The following is a 15,797-nucleotide window of genomic DNA, read 5'->3' on the forward strand; positions in this document are numbered from 1 at the left end:
GAGTAGAAGTGAAAAAGATCATGAAGAAAAATCAGGTAATCATCACCTCGCTGGCCATTCTCATTGCTGTGGCCGGATATCTGAATTTCGCAGATGTGGATCTGGGATTTAAGGATAAGGAGACGAGTACGGACAGCAGCAGTATCCTGGACGATGTGAATTATGACCTGACCGATGAAACAGCCCTTCTGGATGAGAACGGGGCAGATGGCACAACCCAGTCGGAGGTGATGGATACCGCATCCCCGGGCGAGGCCGTACTTACCGGTGCTTCGGATTTTGCAGCACAGGCAAAAGTCAGCAGGGAGCAGGTGCGTTCCCAGAACAAAGCGGACCTGCAGGCGATCATCAGTAATAAAGACATCAGCGATGAGGAAAAACAGAATGCCATTAACACAATGGTTTCCATGACAGATTTTACAGAAAAAGAGGCGGCTGCAGAGCTTCTTCTGGAGGCGAAGGGCTTTGAAAATGTGATCGTAAATCTGACGGGCGAAACTGCGGATGTTGTGGTGCCGGATGCAGATCTGGAGGATGCAAAACGTGCACAGATCGAGGATATTGTAAAGAGGAAAACCGGTGTGGCAGCAGAGAGCATTGTGATCACGCCTCTGAGTCAAAGTAAAAATGCATCGGATGTTATAAATACTGCAGATGAAGCTGAAAAAAATACGGGAGGTGCAGAGGATAATGCGGAAAGTACAGGTGATGAGGTGCAGGATACCGCTGCATCTGTGGAAAGCGATCCGACGGATCAAACATCTGAGGACGCAGAGACGGCTGCAGATATCCAGAACGATCAGACTATTGATACAGAGGGAATTTACGACTGAATTGCCTTGACAGCAAAGCCTTGTCTATACTAGAATAGGAAAGGTTATAGTAAAATAGAGATATCAGAGAATATACAGGAGGCTCACGTGTCGAAGTATACGAAAGAAATAGAAAAAAGAAGAACATTTGCCATCATCTCTCATCCGGATGCCGGTAAAACAACATTAACAGAAAAATTTCTGCTGTATGGTGGGGCCATCAATTTGGCCGGAAGTGTAAAGGGTAAGGCTACGGCCCGCCATGCAGTATCAGACTGGATGGAAATCGAGAAGGAAAGAGGTATTTCCGTAACTTCATCCGTTCTTCAGTTCCATTATGACGGATATTGTATAAACATTCTGGATACACCTGGACATCAGGATTTCTCCGAGGATACCTACCGTACATTGATGGCTGCGGATTCAGCAGTTATGGTCATTGATGGATCCAAGGGTGTTGAGGCACAGACTCGTAAGCTTTTCAAGGTCTGTGTTATGAGACACATTCCGATCTTTACTTTTATCAATAAGATGGACAGAGATGCCAACGATACTTTTGATCTTCTGGATGAGATCGAAAAAGAGCTTGGTATTGCAACCTGTCCGATCAACTGGCCAATCGGCTCCGGTAAGAAATTTCGGGGCGTGTTTGATCGTAATACAAAGAAGATCCTTACCTTCTCCGATACACAGAAGGGTACCAAGGAAGGTGTGATAGAAGAGATTGATATTAATGATCCCCGTGCAGATGAGATCATGGATCCTGAGCAGAAAGAGCAGCTGATGGAAGAAATCGAGCTTCTGGATGGCGCAAGTGCGGAGTTTTCTCAGGAAGAGGTCAGCAAAGGACAGCTGACACCGGTATTTTTCGGTTCTGCTCTTACCAACTTTGGTGTGGAAACATTTCTGGAGCATTTCCTGAAGATGACCACTTCTCCACTTCCGAGAACTGCAGACTGCGGATCGGTAGATCCTATGAGTGATGATTTTTCAGCCTTTGTATTTAAGATCCAGGCGAATATGAACAAGGCTCACAGAGACCGTATCGCATTTATGAGGATCTGTTCAGGTAAGTTTGATGCGACAAAAGAGGTTTATCATGTGCAGGGAGACAAGAAGATGCGACTTCTTCAGCCGCAGCAGATGATGGCAGAAGCCCGTCATGTTGTGGAGGAGGCTTATGCAGGTGATATCATCGGTGTCTTTGACCCGGGTATTTTTTCTATTGGAGATACCATCTGCGCACCTGGAAAGAAATTTGCCTTTGAGGGGATCCCGACCTTCGCGCCGGAGCATTTCGCACGTGTGCGTCAGATCGATACCATGAAGAGAAAACAGTTTGTAAAAGGTATCAACCAGATCGCTCAGGAAGGTGCAATCCAGATATTCCAGGAGTTTAACACCGGTATGGAAGAGATCATTGTGGGTGTTGTAGGTATCCTGCAATTTGATGTCCTGAAATACCGTCTGGAGAATGAGTATAATGTAGATATCCGCCTGGAAACACTTCCATATGAGCATATCCGCTGGATTGCCAACAAGGAGACTGTAAAAGTAGACAAGATCGTGGGAACTTCTGATATGAAGAAAGTCACAGACCTTAAGGGAAATCCGTTGCTGCTCTTTGTCAATGCATGGAGTGTTGGCATGGTTGAGGACAGAAACCCTGATCTGGTACTGACAGAATTCAGTAAATAAGCCCTTTTATTTCATAACTTTTTTTGATATAATAGTATAAAATTACGAACAAAAATATTATATCCGTAGGAGGGTTTCCCATGGCAGAAAAAAGAACAACATATAAGATACAGGATTTGGGCGGAATCGGTGAAGTTCACATTGCAGATGAAGTTGTTGCAATCGTTGCAGGACTTGCAGCAACAGATGTGGATGGAGTTGCTTCCATGGCAGGAAATATCACCAATGAGCTGGTAAGTAAACTTGGAAAGAAGAATCTGTCCAAGGGCGTGAGAGTAACCATTCTGGAAGGAGTCGTTACCGTGGATCTGTCATTGAATATCGAGTATGGCAGAAACATTCTTGAGACAAGCAAGAAGGTTCAGGAGAAGGTTAAATCCGCTATTGAGAATATGACAGGGCTTGAGGTTGCAGATGTAAATATTCATATTGCCAGCGTGGATATGGAGAACGAAAAAGGAAAGTAAACCTTTCCTTTTTTCCGTCTTAGGAGGAAATTATGAGAAGAAGAGAACAGAGAGAACATGTATTTAAACTTATGTTTATGACAGAGTTTAATTCAGAAGAAGAGATGACAGAACAGCTCTCTCTTTATTTTGAAGGTCTTGGAGAACTTTCAGAACAGGACCAGGAATATATGAAGAAGAAGTACGCACATGTGAAAGAACATCTGGAAGAGATCGATGCACAGCTGAACAGTGCAAGCCGTGGATGGAAGACAAAGCGTATGAGCCGTGTGGATCTTGCGGCACTTCGTCTAGCAGTATATGAGATGGAATATGATGCAGACGTACCGACAGGAGTAGCTATCAACGAAGCGGTAGAACTTGCCAAAAGATTTGGCGGAGATGCTTCCGGCTCCTTTGTAAATGGAGTACTGGGTAAGATCGCATCTGAGAAGGATGAAAAGAAAAACGAGGAGGAGACTGCTGACACAGAAGAGAAGGCAGCAGAAGCCCCGGAAGAGAACGCATGAGAAATGTCTATTCTGTCGGTCAGGTAAACCATTATGTCAAAAATATGTTTACCCAGGATTACTTTCTCCGGAAAGTCTATGTAAAGGGAGAGGTATCCAACTGTAAATACCATACCAGTGGACATATTTATTTTTCCCTGAAGGATGAAACAGGCACATTAAGCTGTGTGATGTTTGCGGGACACCGTAGGGGTCTTGCTTTTCGCATGAAGGACGGGGATAAGGTAGTTGCAGGCGGAATTGTAGACGTATATGAGAGAGACGGGCGTTATCAGCTTTATGCAAAAGAGATCACACTGGAAGGTGCTGGTGCCCTCTATGAACGGTATCTGGCACTGAAACAGGAACTTGAGGATATGGGGATGTTTGCACAGGAATATAAGCAGCCCATTCCTCATTTTATTCATACCCTTGGCGTGGTGACAGCACCTACTGGTGCAGCAGTACAGGATATCCGCAATATTGCAGGCAGAAGGAATCCATATCTGCAGGTGATCCTTTATCCGGCACTTGTGCAGGGAGAGGGAGCGGCGCAGAGTATCGTAAAGGGAATCCGGATGTTGGATAAAGCAGGGGTGGACGTGATCATCGTCGGCCGTGGAGGTGGCTCTATTGAAGATCTCTGGGCCTTTAACGAGGAGAGCGTTGCCCGTGCTATTTTTGAGTGCAGGACACCGGTGATCTCGGCAGTGGGACATGAGACGGATTTTACCATTGCGGATTTTGTAGCAGACCTGCGGGCACCTACACCATCTGCTGCAGCAGAGCTGGCAGTGGATGATTTTCGCAGTGTTCTGGAGAGCTTTCATATGTACGGAGACCGTCTGCAGCGTGCCATGAACAGTAAGACAGAACTTTTTGCCGCAAAACTTAAGGCCTATGAGAACAGATTCCAGTATCTGAGCCCGGAGTCCATGTTACGTGAAAAACGTCAGTATGCATCGGAGCTGGAGGAATGCCTGCGTTCTTCCATGGAACAAAAGCTTACAGAGAAAAGACATGAACTGGCAATATGGATCCAGCGGTTTGAGGGACTTTCTCCATTAAGAAAGCTAAATGGAGGATATGCATTTGTGTCCGACTCAGACGGACATGCGGTGACAGAGATCAGTCAGATAAAAAAAGGTGACAGGATCTCCATTGCAGTAACCGATGGAGTCATAGAAGCAGTTGCGGATCGCATCAGGAAGGAAGAGCGATAATGGCAGAAGCAAAGAAAGAAGAGAAATCCATAGAAGATACTTTTGGGGAGCTTGATCTGCTTGCCCGGAAGCTGGAGGATAAAGAAACACCTCTTGAGGAGTCTTTCCGCCTCTACAGACAGGGAATGGAGCTCCTAAAGGATCTGAACGGAAGACTGGATACTGTAGAAAAAAAGATGCTTCAGATGAATGAGGATGGGACATTTCGTGAATTTTAAGGAAGAACTGAAAAGAAGAACAGAAGAAGCAGAACATGTGATCCGGGAATATCTTCCGGAAGAATCCGGTTTTGCAAAAACCATGGCAGAGGCCATGAATTACAGTATGACGGCAGGTGGAAAGAGACTCCGCCCGATCCTGATCAGGGAAACCTACGAGCTGTTTGGAGGAAAGGATAAGCTTTGTGAGCCTTTTATGGCGGCTATGGAGATGATCCATACACATTCGTTGATCCATGATGATCTCCCTGCACTGGATAACGATGATTACCGAAGGGGAAGGCTGACCACACATAAAGTATACGGAGAGGCCATGGGCGTTTTAAGCGGTGTGGCACTCCTTAACAGAGCTTATGAAGTGATGCTTTCCGCCTTTGATCTGACCGAGGATAAAGACCGTGTGATAGCCGCTATGCGGATCATTGCAGATAAGACCGGCATCAACGGTATGCTTGGTGGACAGAGTGTTGATGTGGAGAATGATGGGAAACCTCTGGAACACAAGATGCTGGATTATATTTACAAAAACAAGACCTCCGCATTGATCGAGGCTTCCATGATGACCGGTGCTGTGCTGGCAGGGGCATCTGAGAAAGAACTTAAGGTTGTGGAGCAGGCTGCAGAAAACATCGGGCTGGCTTTTCAGATCCAGGATGATATCCTTGATGTGACCAGTACCCAGGAGGAACTGGGAAAACCGATCCACAGTGATGAAAAAAACAACAAGGTTACCTATGTAAGCCTTGTTGGAGCCCCGGCAGCAGCCAGCAGGGTTAAAGAACTTTCTGACCATGCGGTAGAACTTTTAGACGACCTTGACAGGAAGAACGGATTTCTGGATCTTCTTGTGGAAAGTCTTGTCAGCCGCAGGAAATAGAAAGAACAAAGGAAGGGTACAAATGATTCTGGAAAAAATTAAAAAGCCAAATGATATTCATAAAGTTTCATTGGAGGATTTTCCGCGCCTTGCCGAGGAAATCAGGAGCTTTTTGATCCAGAGTGTAAGTGAGACAGGTGGCCATCTGGCATCCAATCTGGGTGTGGTGGAGCTGACTCTTGCTCTGCATAATGTGCTTGATCTTCCACAGGATAAGCTGATCTGGGATGTGGGACATCAGGCTTATACACATAAAATCCTTACAGGAAGAAAAGACGGCTTTAAGGATCTTCGTAAAGAAGGAGGTTTAAGCGGTTTTCCAAAAAGGAATGAAAGTGACTGTGATTCGTTTGATACCGGACACAGTTCCAATTCCATTTCCGCAGGACTTGGCTATGTCCGTGCCAGAGACCTGATGGGAGAGAAATACCATGTGGTTTCCGTGATCGGAGATGGTGCGCTTACCGGTGGGATGGCTTATGAAGCATTGAACAATGCGGCTGAGCTGAAGACTAATTTTATTATTATCATCAATGATAATAACATGTCTATTTCCAAGAACGTAGGAGGAATGTCCACCTATTTAAGCGCTCTGCGTACAGCTGAGACTTATACAGGAATGAAGATCGGCGTGACAAAAACACTCAAAAAGATTCCCCATGTTGGAACCGCCGTGGTAGATACGGTCCGAAAGACCAAGAGCAGCATCAAGCAGCTGATCATTCCCGGAATGCTTTTTGAAAATATGGGGCTGACTTATCTGGGACCGGTAGATGGCCATAATATGCGCCAGATGATGAAGCTTTTTAATGAGGCAAAGAGAGTGGAGGGACCGGTTGTTGTCCATGTCCTTACAGAAAAAGGCAGAGGCTATGGACCGGCATCTTCCCATCCGGAGCGTTTTCACGGAACAGGTCCTTTTGACATCCAGAGTGGCAGACCTCTTACAGCAAAAACAGCGCCGACATATACAGATCATTTTTCCGGTGCAATATGTTCTTTGGCAGAGAAGAACAAAAAAGTAGTTGCTATTACAGCTGCTATGCCAGATGGAACCGGACTGAACCGATTCCGGAAGAAATTCCCGGAGCGTTTTTTTGATGTGGGTATTGCGGAAGAACATGCAGTAACCTTTGCGGCAGGCATGGCACTTGGGGGAATGATCCCGGTTTTTGCGGTATATTCTTCGTTCCTGCAGAGAGGGATCGATCAGATCCTTCACGATGTATGTATGCAGGATCTTCATGTGATCTTTGCCATTGACAGGGCAGGATTTGTCGGAGCAGATGGTGAAACACATCATGGATGCTTTGATTTATCCTATCTGTCCATGATTCCCAATATGACAGTTATGGCTCCCAAGAATGGAAAAGAGCTTGAGGAGATGTTGAAATTTGCAGTAGAAGAGCTGGATGGTCCCTGTGCGATCCGATATCCGAAAGGATCGGCATGTACCGATATGGAAGAATGTCATGAGCCACTTAAGAAGGGAAGAAGTGAAGTGATCACTCCAGGCAGTGAGATTGCAGTTCTCGGGGTTGGCAGCATGGTTTCTGTCTGTCAGAAGGTCTGTGAAGAGATAAGAGATCACAAAATAGCAGGAGCTACGTTTGTCAATGTCCGTTTTGTAAAGCCTCTGGATACAGAGCTTCTTGATCGGCTTTCGCAGAACCACAGTCTTTTGGTCACTGTGGAGGAGAATGTAAAAAGCGGTGGGTTCGGAGAACATGTATCTGCTTATATGGAAGCCTGTCATCCGGAAGTAAGAGTTCTTCCACTGGCAATACCGGATCATTTTATTGAGCATGGAACGGTGGACCGTCAGCGAATGAAAATAGGTTTAAATGTACAGGGAATCCTGGATGCGGTAGAACAGAGCTGGGAAAATCTTGTGAATAACAGAAAATAAAGGACATAGCCTTTGCAGAAGAATACGAAGCTGTGAGGCATTTTACAGCCCGGCACATAAAGAGCCGGGCTGTTGGAGGATAATATGAAAAAAAGACTGGATATCATGATGGTGGAACAGGGACTTGCACCGTCACGCGAAAAAGCAAAAGCGTATATCATGGCCGGGGAAGTATATGTCAACGGTCAGAAGGAAGACAAGGCTGGCTCCATGTTTGCTGAGACTGTCAAGCTGGAGGTAAGAGGAAAGACTCTTCCTTATGTCAGCAGAGGCGGACTGAAGCTGGAAAAAGCCATGAAAAATTTTGGCGTGACACTGAAGGATAAGGTGTGCATGGATGTAGGCGCATCCACCGGTGGTTTCACAGATTGTATGCTTCAGAACGGAGCGGTCAAAGTCTATTCCATTGATGTGGGATATGGACAGCTGGACTGGAAACTCAGGAATGATCCAAGAGTTGTATGCATGGAAAAAACAAATATCCGCTATGTGGTACCGGAAGATCTGGAAGGTCCGGCAGCATTTTCTTCGATCGATGTTTCTTTTATCTCCCTTACAAAAGTGCTTCTTCCTGTAAGAAACCTTCTCACAGAGGACGGAGAGATCGTATGTCTCATCAAACCTCAGTTTGAGGCCGGCAGAGAAAAAGTCGGAAAAAAAGGCGTTGTCCGTGATCCGAAGGTCCATGAAGAAGTCATTGAGAAAGTCAGAGATTATGCCATGAGCATTTTTATGGAGCCCTGTCATCTTTCCTTTTCTCCCATCAAGGGACCTGAAGGAAATATTGAATATCTCCTTCATCTGAAAAAACATCCGGAAGGAACAGAAGTACCTGTGAGTCTTGACGTATCCGTAGAGGATGTGGTAAAGGAAGCCCACGGACAGCTGGACTGATGTTTGGAAAGGACTGAAGCAATATGGACAGATTTTATATAATTCCAAACAGTGCCAAGGATCCGGAACTGACATTTTCTAATAGGATCATTGCCTATCTGGAGAAGCATGGTGCCAGGTGTCATGTGCAGAAGATCACCGAAAAAATGGAAGGACCGTATCATTATACGGACCCGGATGGGATTCCGCAGGATACACAGTGCATTATTGTACTGGGTGGAGATGGAACACTTCTGCAGGCTGCAAGGGATGTGGTGCATCTGGATATCCCTCTTCTTGGAATCAATCTGGGAACTCTGGGATTTCTTGCCGAGGTGGATAAAAATTCCGTGTATCCGGCTCTGGATCGGCTTCTGTCAGATGACTATGAGCTGGAAGATCGTATGATGCTGGAAGGAAAGATCTATCGTGGAGAAGAACTTATTGGAAAAGATATCGCATTAAATGACATTGTGATCGGAAGAGAAGGACATCTCCGTGTGATCCGTTTCAAGAATTATGTTAATGATGCATATATGAATTCATACAATGCAGATGGTATCATCATTTCCACTCCGACCGGTTCTACCGGATATAGTCTGTCAGCGGGAGGTCCCGTGGTTTCTCCCAGTGCCAGTATGATGATCATGACCCCCATCGCTCCCCATACCATGAACACCCGAAGTATCATTCTTTCCGGGGAAGAGGCAGTTACAGTAGAGATCGGTGAGGGAAGACATAATACCATTGAGAAAGCGGTGGCCTCTTTCGACGGGGATACCCAGATATCCATGGTCACCGGTGACCGGATCGTGATCCGGAAAGCCACAGTCAGGACAAAAATCCTCAAGCTGAACCATCTGAGCTTTGTGGAGGTTCTGAGACAGAAAATGAGTAACAGCTGATGCAGGAGGTTCAATTTTGAAAGTAGCAAGACATGAAAAAATTATCGAACTGATCCGTCAGTACGAGATCGATACACAGGAAGAACTTGCAGCAAGACTGAATGAGGCCGGTTTTAAGGTTACGCAGGCTACCGTATCCAGAGATATCCGGGCTCTGAAAATGACAAAGGTTGCAGGCAGCAACGGAAAGTCCAGATATGCGATTCTGGAAGAACATACACCGGATGTGTTAAGTGATAAATATTCCAGAGTTCTGAAAGATGCAGTGATCGCTATGAACATTGGACAGAATATCGTAGTAGTAAAAACAATTCCGGGAATGGCCATGGCGGCAGCAGCAGCTCTTGATGCCATGAAATGGCCGGAAATCCTGGGATGTATTGCCGGAGATGATACCATTATGTGTGTGGTGAAAACTTCTGAACAGGCACCGGGTGTAGTTCAGAAGCTTGGTGGGATCTTATCCAGAGGAAAATAAAATGACAGAATATGTAAATGCTTTATACCAGAAAGGAAATCAATGTTAGTACATCTGCATGTAAAAAATCTTGCACTGATAGAGGAATCAGAGGTGGAATTCGGACCGGGCTTAAATATCTTAACCGGTGAGACCGGAGCCGGAAAATCCATTCTGTTAGGATCCATACAGCTCATCCTGGGTGGAAAAACTTCCAGAAGCATGATTCGTGAAAATGCTTCCTATGCCCTGGTAGAGTTGCTGTTTCAGGTTGAAAACACGAAAGCCAGAGAGTCCCTTGCGGCGCTTGACATCTATCCGGAAGACGGACAGGTGCTGATGTCCCGTAAGATCATGGACGGCAGAAGTATCAACAAGATCAACGGAGAGACAAGTACAGTCAGCCAGATGAAAGCAGCAGCAGCCTGTCTTCTGGACATTCACGGACAGCATGAGCATCAGTCGCTTCTTTACGGAGACCGCCAGCTGGCTATTTTGGATGTATACGGAAAAGAACAGATCCTTCCTGCCAGGGAGAAGGTCCGGAAAGCATATCAGGAGTATCGGGACTGTGTGGATCAGCTGAAAGCACTGGATATGGATGAGGAACAGCGCAACCGTGAAAAAGCCTTTCTGGAATTTGAGATCAATGAGATCGAGGAGGCAGCTCTTATTCCGGGAGAGGACGAAACACTGGAGGACCGCTACCGGAAGTTGAGCAATGCCAGAAGGATCATGGAAACAGCACAAATGGTCCGTGGGATGACCGGATATGAACAGGGCGCCGCAGATATGACCGGAAATGCCCTGAAAGAGTTTTCAAGAATTGCAGATTACGATAAGGATCTAGCACCTTTACAGGAAGCTCTTGTGGAAATCGATTCACTTCTCGGTGACTTCTGTCGTGATCTGTCCTCTTATATGGATAGTCTTACTTTTGACGAAGAAACTTTTTTTGAAACAGAAAAAAGACTGGATCTGGTCAATAGTCTGAAGGCAAAGTATGGACAGACGATCCAGGAAATTTTGTCTTATCAGAAGGAACAGCAGAAAAAATTAGAAAAACTTCAAAGATTCGAAGAAAATTTCCGGTTACTGAAAGAAAAACTTATGCAGGCAGAAAAGATTCTTGAGGAAGCTTCGCATGAACTTTCAGAGATCCGGAAAAAATACAGTAAACAGCTGGATGAAAAGATTATCGAAGGATTGAAGGAACTGAATTTTGAGGATGTGGATTTTTCTATCCGTTTTGACCGCAGAAAAAATTATACAGATAATGGTTATGATTCGGTGGAATATGAGATTTCCACAAATCCAGGTGAGAGCAGAAAACCGCTGGGACAGATCGTATCCGGTGGTGAGCTTTCCAGAATCATGCTTGCCATCAAAGCAATCCTTGCAGATAAAGACCAGATTGATACACTGATCTTCGATGAGATCGATACAGGGATCAGTGGGCGTACTGCACAGAAGGTTTCTGAAAAAATGGCAGTGATCGGACAGCACAGGCAGGTGCTTTGTATCACACATCTTCCACAGATCGCCGCAATGGCAGATACCCATTTTGAGATCGAGAAACATGTAGAGGGAACTGAAACCATCACCCAGATCCATCCTCTGGAAGGAGAGAAATCTGTCCGTGAGCTTGCCAGACTTCTGGGCGGTGCCCAGATCACTCCGGCTGTTCTTGGAAATGCAAGAGAGATGAAGGAATTGGCACAGCAACAAAAAAATACAAGACTGAAATAATTTATACGTTACATACTAAGAGAGGACGACCGAAAGGTCAGTCCTCTTTTTTAACCGAATCAAGTCAGTCCCCTGCTTCAATTGCGAAAAGCAATAAGCAGTGGGAGGGGATTTGCTTGTATCAGAAAATTACAAAGGATGTGACGTAAGATGAACAGAAAAAGAAAATACCGATGTTTGCTACTTGTATTTCTTGCGCTAGATCTGATTCTGATGGGATGGCTGGGATACCGGCTTCTGGACAGGAAGATCCCGGATCAGATCCTGGTGGATCATGAGGACAGCCGGGAAGTAGCCAGTATTCTTAAGCGCCCTTTTATCAGCTTTGATGATGCTATTACAGTTTCAGGGAAAGACAGCTATAAGTTACACTGCAGACTCTTGGGAGTGATTCCTTTTAAGAATGTGAAAGTGAAAAATATAACTGCGAAAGAAGTATATGCAAGCGGAGATGCAGTAGGCATTTATATGCAGACGAAAGGAGTTCTGATCATTGATACAGGCGAGATCCTTTCGGAAAGTGGCGAGATGGAAGAACCGGCCCGGGACATTGTAAAGCCGGGAGATTATATTGTGGCTTTTGATCAGAACCGGATCCAGTGTAAGCAGGATCTTCTGGAGGATATGGCAGATCTTTGCGGAGGATCTGTGACGCTGAAAGTCCGCCGGGGAAAAGAGACGATTCCCCTGTCCCTGACTCCGGTGAAAGATGAGAAAGGAAAATACAAGCTTGGGATCTGGGTGAGGGACGATACACAGGGAATCGGAACTCTGACTTATGTGGATGAAAATGGAGAGTTCGGTGCTCTTGGTCACGGGATCAGCGATGTGGATACCGGCGAACTTTTAAGCATTGCAGATGGAAATCTTTACAATGCCCAGATCCTGGGGATCCGGAAAGGAGAAAAGGGAAATCCCGGAGAACTATCCGGTCTGATCCGATACGAAGCCGGTAATATCCTGGGTGAGATTTCCAAAAACAGTAAAAACGGTATTTTTGGAACTGTGGATGCTGACCAGGTGAAAAATCTGGATCTGAAGAAGCTTCCTGTAGGTTACAAACAGGATCTGAAAATTGGACCCGCATCTGTTCTCTGCTGCACAGACGGCGAAGTAAAAGAATATGCCGCAGAGATCACCAGGATCGATATGAACCATGAGGATTCTAATAAGAGCTTCGTGATCCAGATCACAGATAAGGAACTCCTGGAAAAAACAGGTGGGATCGTTCAGGGAATGTCTGGAAGTCCTGTGCTCCAGAATGGAAAACTCTTTGGTGCCGTGACTCATGTATTCGTGCAGGATTCTACCGGCGGATATGGGATTTTTATTGAAAATATGACAGGCAATGCATAATCTGCAGTTGAGGAAAGAGGCACAAAAAACATGGAAAAAGTCCGGGAAAAGTGCCTCTTTTTTATATGGGGAAAAATGCCGGATACAGATTGAAATACCTGCATTTTGGTGAATTTTGTGATATATAAGAGAAAAAATGTCGAAAAATATCGTACGAAAGTGTGATAAAATAACTACTTTTATCTTGATTTTACTACGGGATTTCTACTATAATAATTTTGTCGCCAGCAAGGGGAAAGCGCAGGCAGCTAACAGTGTCGGTTACTGCCGTGGTGACGGGGGGTATGTCTGGAAACCCAAGGAGATAGAAGTTAGGAGGGTCCTCATGGACAAATTAAATGTTGCAATTGCTGATGATAACGCGAAAATGACAGACATGCTCGGTCAGATGATCGAAGAAGATAAAGACCTTGAACTGGTCGGAAAAGCACACAACGGAGAAGAAATCTGTAACATAATCAAAGATAAGGAGCCGGATGTGGTAATTCTCGACATCATTATGCCGAAGATGGACGGCCTTTCCGTTATGGAGAAATTTTCCCATAACGCAAATGTCAAAAAAGTTCCAGTGTTTATCGTATTATCTGCAATTGGACAGGAGAGGATTACAGAGGATGCATTCAGTCTTGGAGCAGACTATTATGTTTTGAAGCCTTTTGACAACACTACACTTTTAAACCGGATCAAACATATTCGGAAGATCGGGGACAGAAGAGTGCGGGAGATTGCAAGGCCAGGTATCACAGAAACCAAAAAGCCTCAGCCGGAGAGGAATCTGGAAACCGATGTGACGAATATCATTCATGAGATCGGAGTTCCGGCACACATCAAAGGGTATCAGTATTTAAGGGATGCGATCATTTTGTCTGTCAATGACATAGAAATGCTCAATTCCATTACCAAGGTATTATATCCAACCATTGCGAAACGCCATCAGACAACACCGAGCAGAGTGGAGCGGGCGATCCGACATGCGATCGAGGTGGCATGGAGCCGGGGAAAGATGGATACCATTGATGAATTGTTTGGATATACTGTAAGCACCGGAAAAGGGAAACCCACGAATTCTGAATTTATAGCACTGATCGCAGATAAAATCAGACTAGAATATAAAAATCGGTCTTTAAATTAGATGAATTTTGGAGTATAATCATAAATAAAAACGGGTGTACCCAGGGAGGGGAATACAGATGAAAAAAATTCTGTTTGCTACATCAGAAGCAGTACCTTTTATCAAAACAGGAGGACTCGCTGATGTTGCCGGCTCACTGCCTAAGTGCTTTGACAAAAAATATTTTGATATCCGCGTGATCTTACCTAAATATGCCTGCATGAAACAGGAATGGAAAGACAAAATGGAGTATGTGACCCATTTTTATATGGATCTGGGATTTAAGAACTGCTATGTAGGTATTATGCAGATGCAGTATGACGGCATCCAGTTTTACTTCATCGACAATGAATATTATTTCAGCGGTCCGAAACCATATGACAGTGCACCATGGGATCTTGAGAAATTTGCTTTCTTTTCCAAAGCTGTGTTATCGGTTCTTCCGGTGATCGGATTCAGACCGGATATCATTCACTGTCATGACTGGCAGACAGGACTTGTTCCGGTTTACCTTCACGATTCTTTCCAGGAGAATGAATTCTTCCGTGGAATCAAGACTGTTATGACAATACATAACCTGAAATTTCAGGGTGTATGGGATGTTAAGACTGTTAAGGATATCACAGGTCTTTCCGATTACTACTTTGCACCGGATAAACTGGAAGCATACAAGGACGCAAACTTCCTGAAGGGCGGTATGGTATTTGCAGATGCCATTACCACAGTAAGTAATACCTATGCAGAAGAAATCAAGACACCGTTTTATGGTGAGAAGCTGGACGGACTTCTCAATGCGAGAGCCAACAGCCTGCGCGGTATTGTAAATGGTATTGATTACAATGAATTCAATCCGGAGACAGATCCGAATATCACCAGAAACTACAATGCAAAGAACTTCCGCAAAGAGAAGATCAAGAATAAGATACAGCTTCAGAAAGATCTTGGACTTGAGCAGGATCCGAAAGCTATGATGATCGGCATTGTATCCCGTCTGACAGACCAGAAGGGATTTGATCTGATTGCTTATATCATGGATGAACTGTGTCAGGATGCGGTACAGATCGTTGCGCTTGGTACCGGTGAGGAACGTTATGAGAATATGTTCCGTCATTTTGACTGGAAGTATCATGGTAAGGTTTCCGCACAGATCTATTATGATGAAGCAATGTCTCACAGAATTTATGCAGCATCTGACGCATTTCTGATGCCATCACTGTTCGAACCATGTGGCTTGAGCCAGTTGATGAGCCTTCGTTATGGAACCCTTCCGATCGTCAGAGAGACCGGTGGTCTGAAGGATACAGTTGTCCCGTACAATGAATTCGAGGGAACCGGAACAGGATTCTCCTTCGTAAATTATAATGCACATGAAATGCTTGCTACGATCCGTTATGCAGAGAGTGTATATTATGACAAGAAACGTGAATGGAATAAAATGGTAGACCGCGCGATGGCTGCAGATTTTTCCTGGAATAATTCCGCACGTCAGTATGAGGAAATGTACAATTGGTTAATTGGTGAGTAAGGATTCACCGAAGCGGTTCAAAGCAATAAAGAAGCACAGACGACAATAATATGTCGTCTGTGCTTTTTTGAGTACGGGAATATACATGCATGTTATCGTATGTCTGCAAGAAAAGATGAAGGTGCTTGT

Annotated in this window: 15 protein-coding genes; all 15 read left to right on the top strand. The window is 44.9% G+C overall.

Translation table 11 applies throughout. From position 1 onward, the window contains the following. The first annotated feature begins 8 nt into the window (after positions 1–8). The 15 genes from LKD46_RS02220 (at position 9) to glgA (ending at position 15,668) form a co-directional block, all read left to right on the top strand. Positions 9–833: a SpoIIIAH-like family protein gene (locus tag LKD46_RS02220; RefSeq protein WP_118513315.1), complete on the top strand. Its 825-nt coding sequence runs from the start codon at positions 9–11 to the stop codon at positions 831–833. An 87-nt stretch (positions 834–920) separates the two neighbouring features. Then, on the top strand, positions 921–2,510 hold the full coding sequence (locus LKD46_RS02225; protein ID WP_227573737.1) for a peptide chain release factor 3: 1,590 nt from the start codon (positions 921–923) through the stop codon (positions 2,508–2,510). A gap of 80 nt (positions 2,511–2,590) precedes the next feature. Further along, positions 2,591–2,977 carry an Asp23/Gls24 family envelope stress response protein gene (locus LKD46_RS02230; protein ID WP_015524453.1) on the top strand — a complete coding sequence of 129 codons (387 nt, stop codon included), beginning with the start codon at positions 2,591–2,593 and terminating at the stop codon, positions 2,975–2,977. A gap of 32 nt (positions 2,978–3,009) precedes the next feature. Then, positions 3,010–3,486 (top strand): transcription antitermination factor NusB, encoded by a 477-nt coding sequence (gene nusB, locus LKD46_RS02235; protein WP_015524454.1) that lies wholly within the window; start codon positions 3,010–3,012, stop codon positions 3,484–3,486. Continuing rightward, complete coding sequence (gene xseA / locus LKD46_RS02240) at positions 3,483–4,688, top strand: exodeoxyribonuclease VII large subunit (RefSeq protein ID WP_022426367.1); 1,206 nt, start codon at positions 3,483–3,485, stop codon at positions 4,686–4,688. Before nusB ends, xseA begins: the two co-directional genes overlap by 4 nt. Next, complete coding sequence (gene xseB, locus LKD46_RS02245) at positions 4,688–4,906, top strand: exodeoxyribonuclease VII small subunit (RefSeq protein WP_021650691.1); 219 nt, start codon at positions 4,688–4,690, stop codon at positions 4,904–4,906. Before xseA ends, xseB begins: the two co-directional genes overlap by 1 nt. Then, a complete protein-coding gene (locus tag LKD46_RS02250) occupies positions 4,896–5,783 on the top strand; it encodes a polyprenyl synthetase family protein (protein WP_044960972.1) in 888 nt (295 codons plus the stop codon). Before xseB ends, LKD46_RS02250 begins: the two co-directional genes overlap by 11 nt. Before the next feature lie 22 nt (positions 5,784–5,805). Further along, positions 5,806–7,692 carry a 1-deoxy-D-xylulose-5-phosphate synthase gene (dxs, locus tag LKD46_RS02255; protein WP_182465472.1) on the top strand — a complete coding sequence of 629 codons (1,887 nt, stop codon included), beginning with the start codon at positions 5,806–5,808 and terminating at the stop codon, positions 7,690–7,692. Positions 7,693–7,776: 84 nt separating this feature from the next. Beyond that, positions 7,777–8,586: a TlyA family RNA methyltransferase gene (locus tag LKD46_RS02260; protein ID WP_021650688.1), complete on the top strand. Its 810-nt coding sequence runs from the start codon at positions 7,777–7,779 to the stop codon at positions 8,584–8,586. A 23-nt stretch (positions 8,587–8,609) separates the two neighbouring features. Then, entirely contained in the window at positions 8,610–9,470 is an 861-nt protein-coding gene (locus tag LKD46_RS02265) for an NAD(+)/NADH kinase (RefSeq protein ID WP_015524460.1), read from the top strand. Positions 9,471–9,486: 16 nt separating this feature from the next. Beyond that, entirely contained in the window at positions 9,487–9,948 is a 462-nt protein-coding gene (gene argR / locus LKD46_RS02270) for an arginine repressor (RefSeq protein ID WP_021650687.1), read from the top strand. A gap of 42 nt (positions 9,949–9,990) precedes the next feature. Continuing rightward, on the top strand, positions 9,991–11,676 hold the full coding sequence (gene recN, locus LKD46_RS02275) for a DNA repair protein RecN (protein ID WP_227573738.1): 1,686 nt from the start codon (positions 9,991–9,993) through the stop codon (positions 11,674–11,676). Between the two features lie 150 nt (positions 11,677–11,826). Then, positions 11,827–13,032, top strand: a complete 1,206-nt coding sequence (gene spoIVB / locus LKD46_RS02280) for a SpoIVB peptidase (RefSeq protein ID WP_227573739.1) — start codon at positions 11,827–11,829, stop codon at positions 13,030–13,032. 325 nt (positions 13,033–13,357) lie between these two features. Further along, positions 13,358–14,164, top strand: coding sequence for a sporulation transcription factor Spo0A (spo0A, locus tag LKD46_RS02285; RefSeq protein WP_118513307.1), 807 nt, complete (start codon positions 13,358–13,360; stop codon positions 14,162–14,164). 58 nt (positions 14,165–14,222) lie between these two features. Continuing rightward, positions 14,223–15,668 (top strand): glycogen synthase GlgA, encoded by a 1,446-nt coding sequence (gene glgA / locus LKD46_RS02290; protein ID WP_118513306.1) that lies wholly within the window; start codon positions 14,223–14,225, stop codon positions 15,666–15,668. Positions 15,669–15,797: the final 129 nt, after the last annotated feature.

The organism is Blautia fusiformis (assembly GCF_020686995.1).
In the GTDB taxonomy this organism is placed as follows: domain Bacteria; phylum Bacillota; class Clostridia; order Lachnospirales; family Lachnospiraceae; genus Blautia_A; species Blautia_A fusiformis.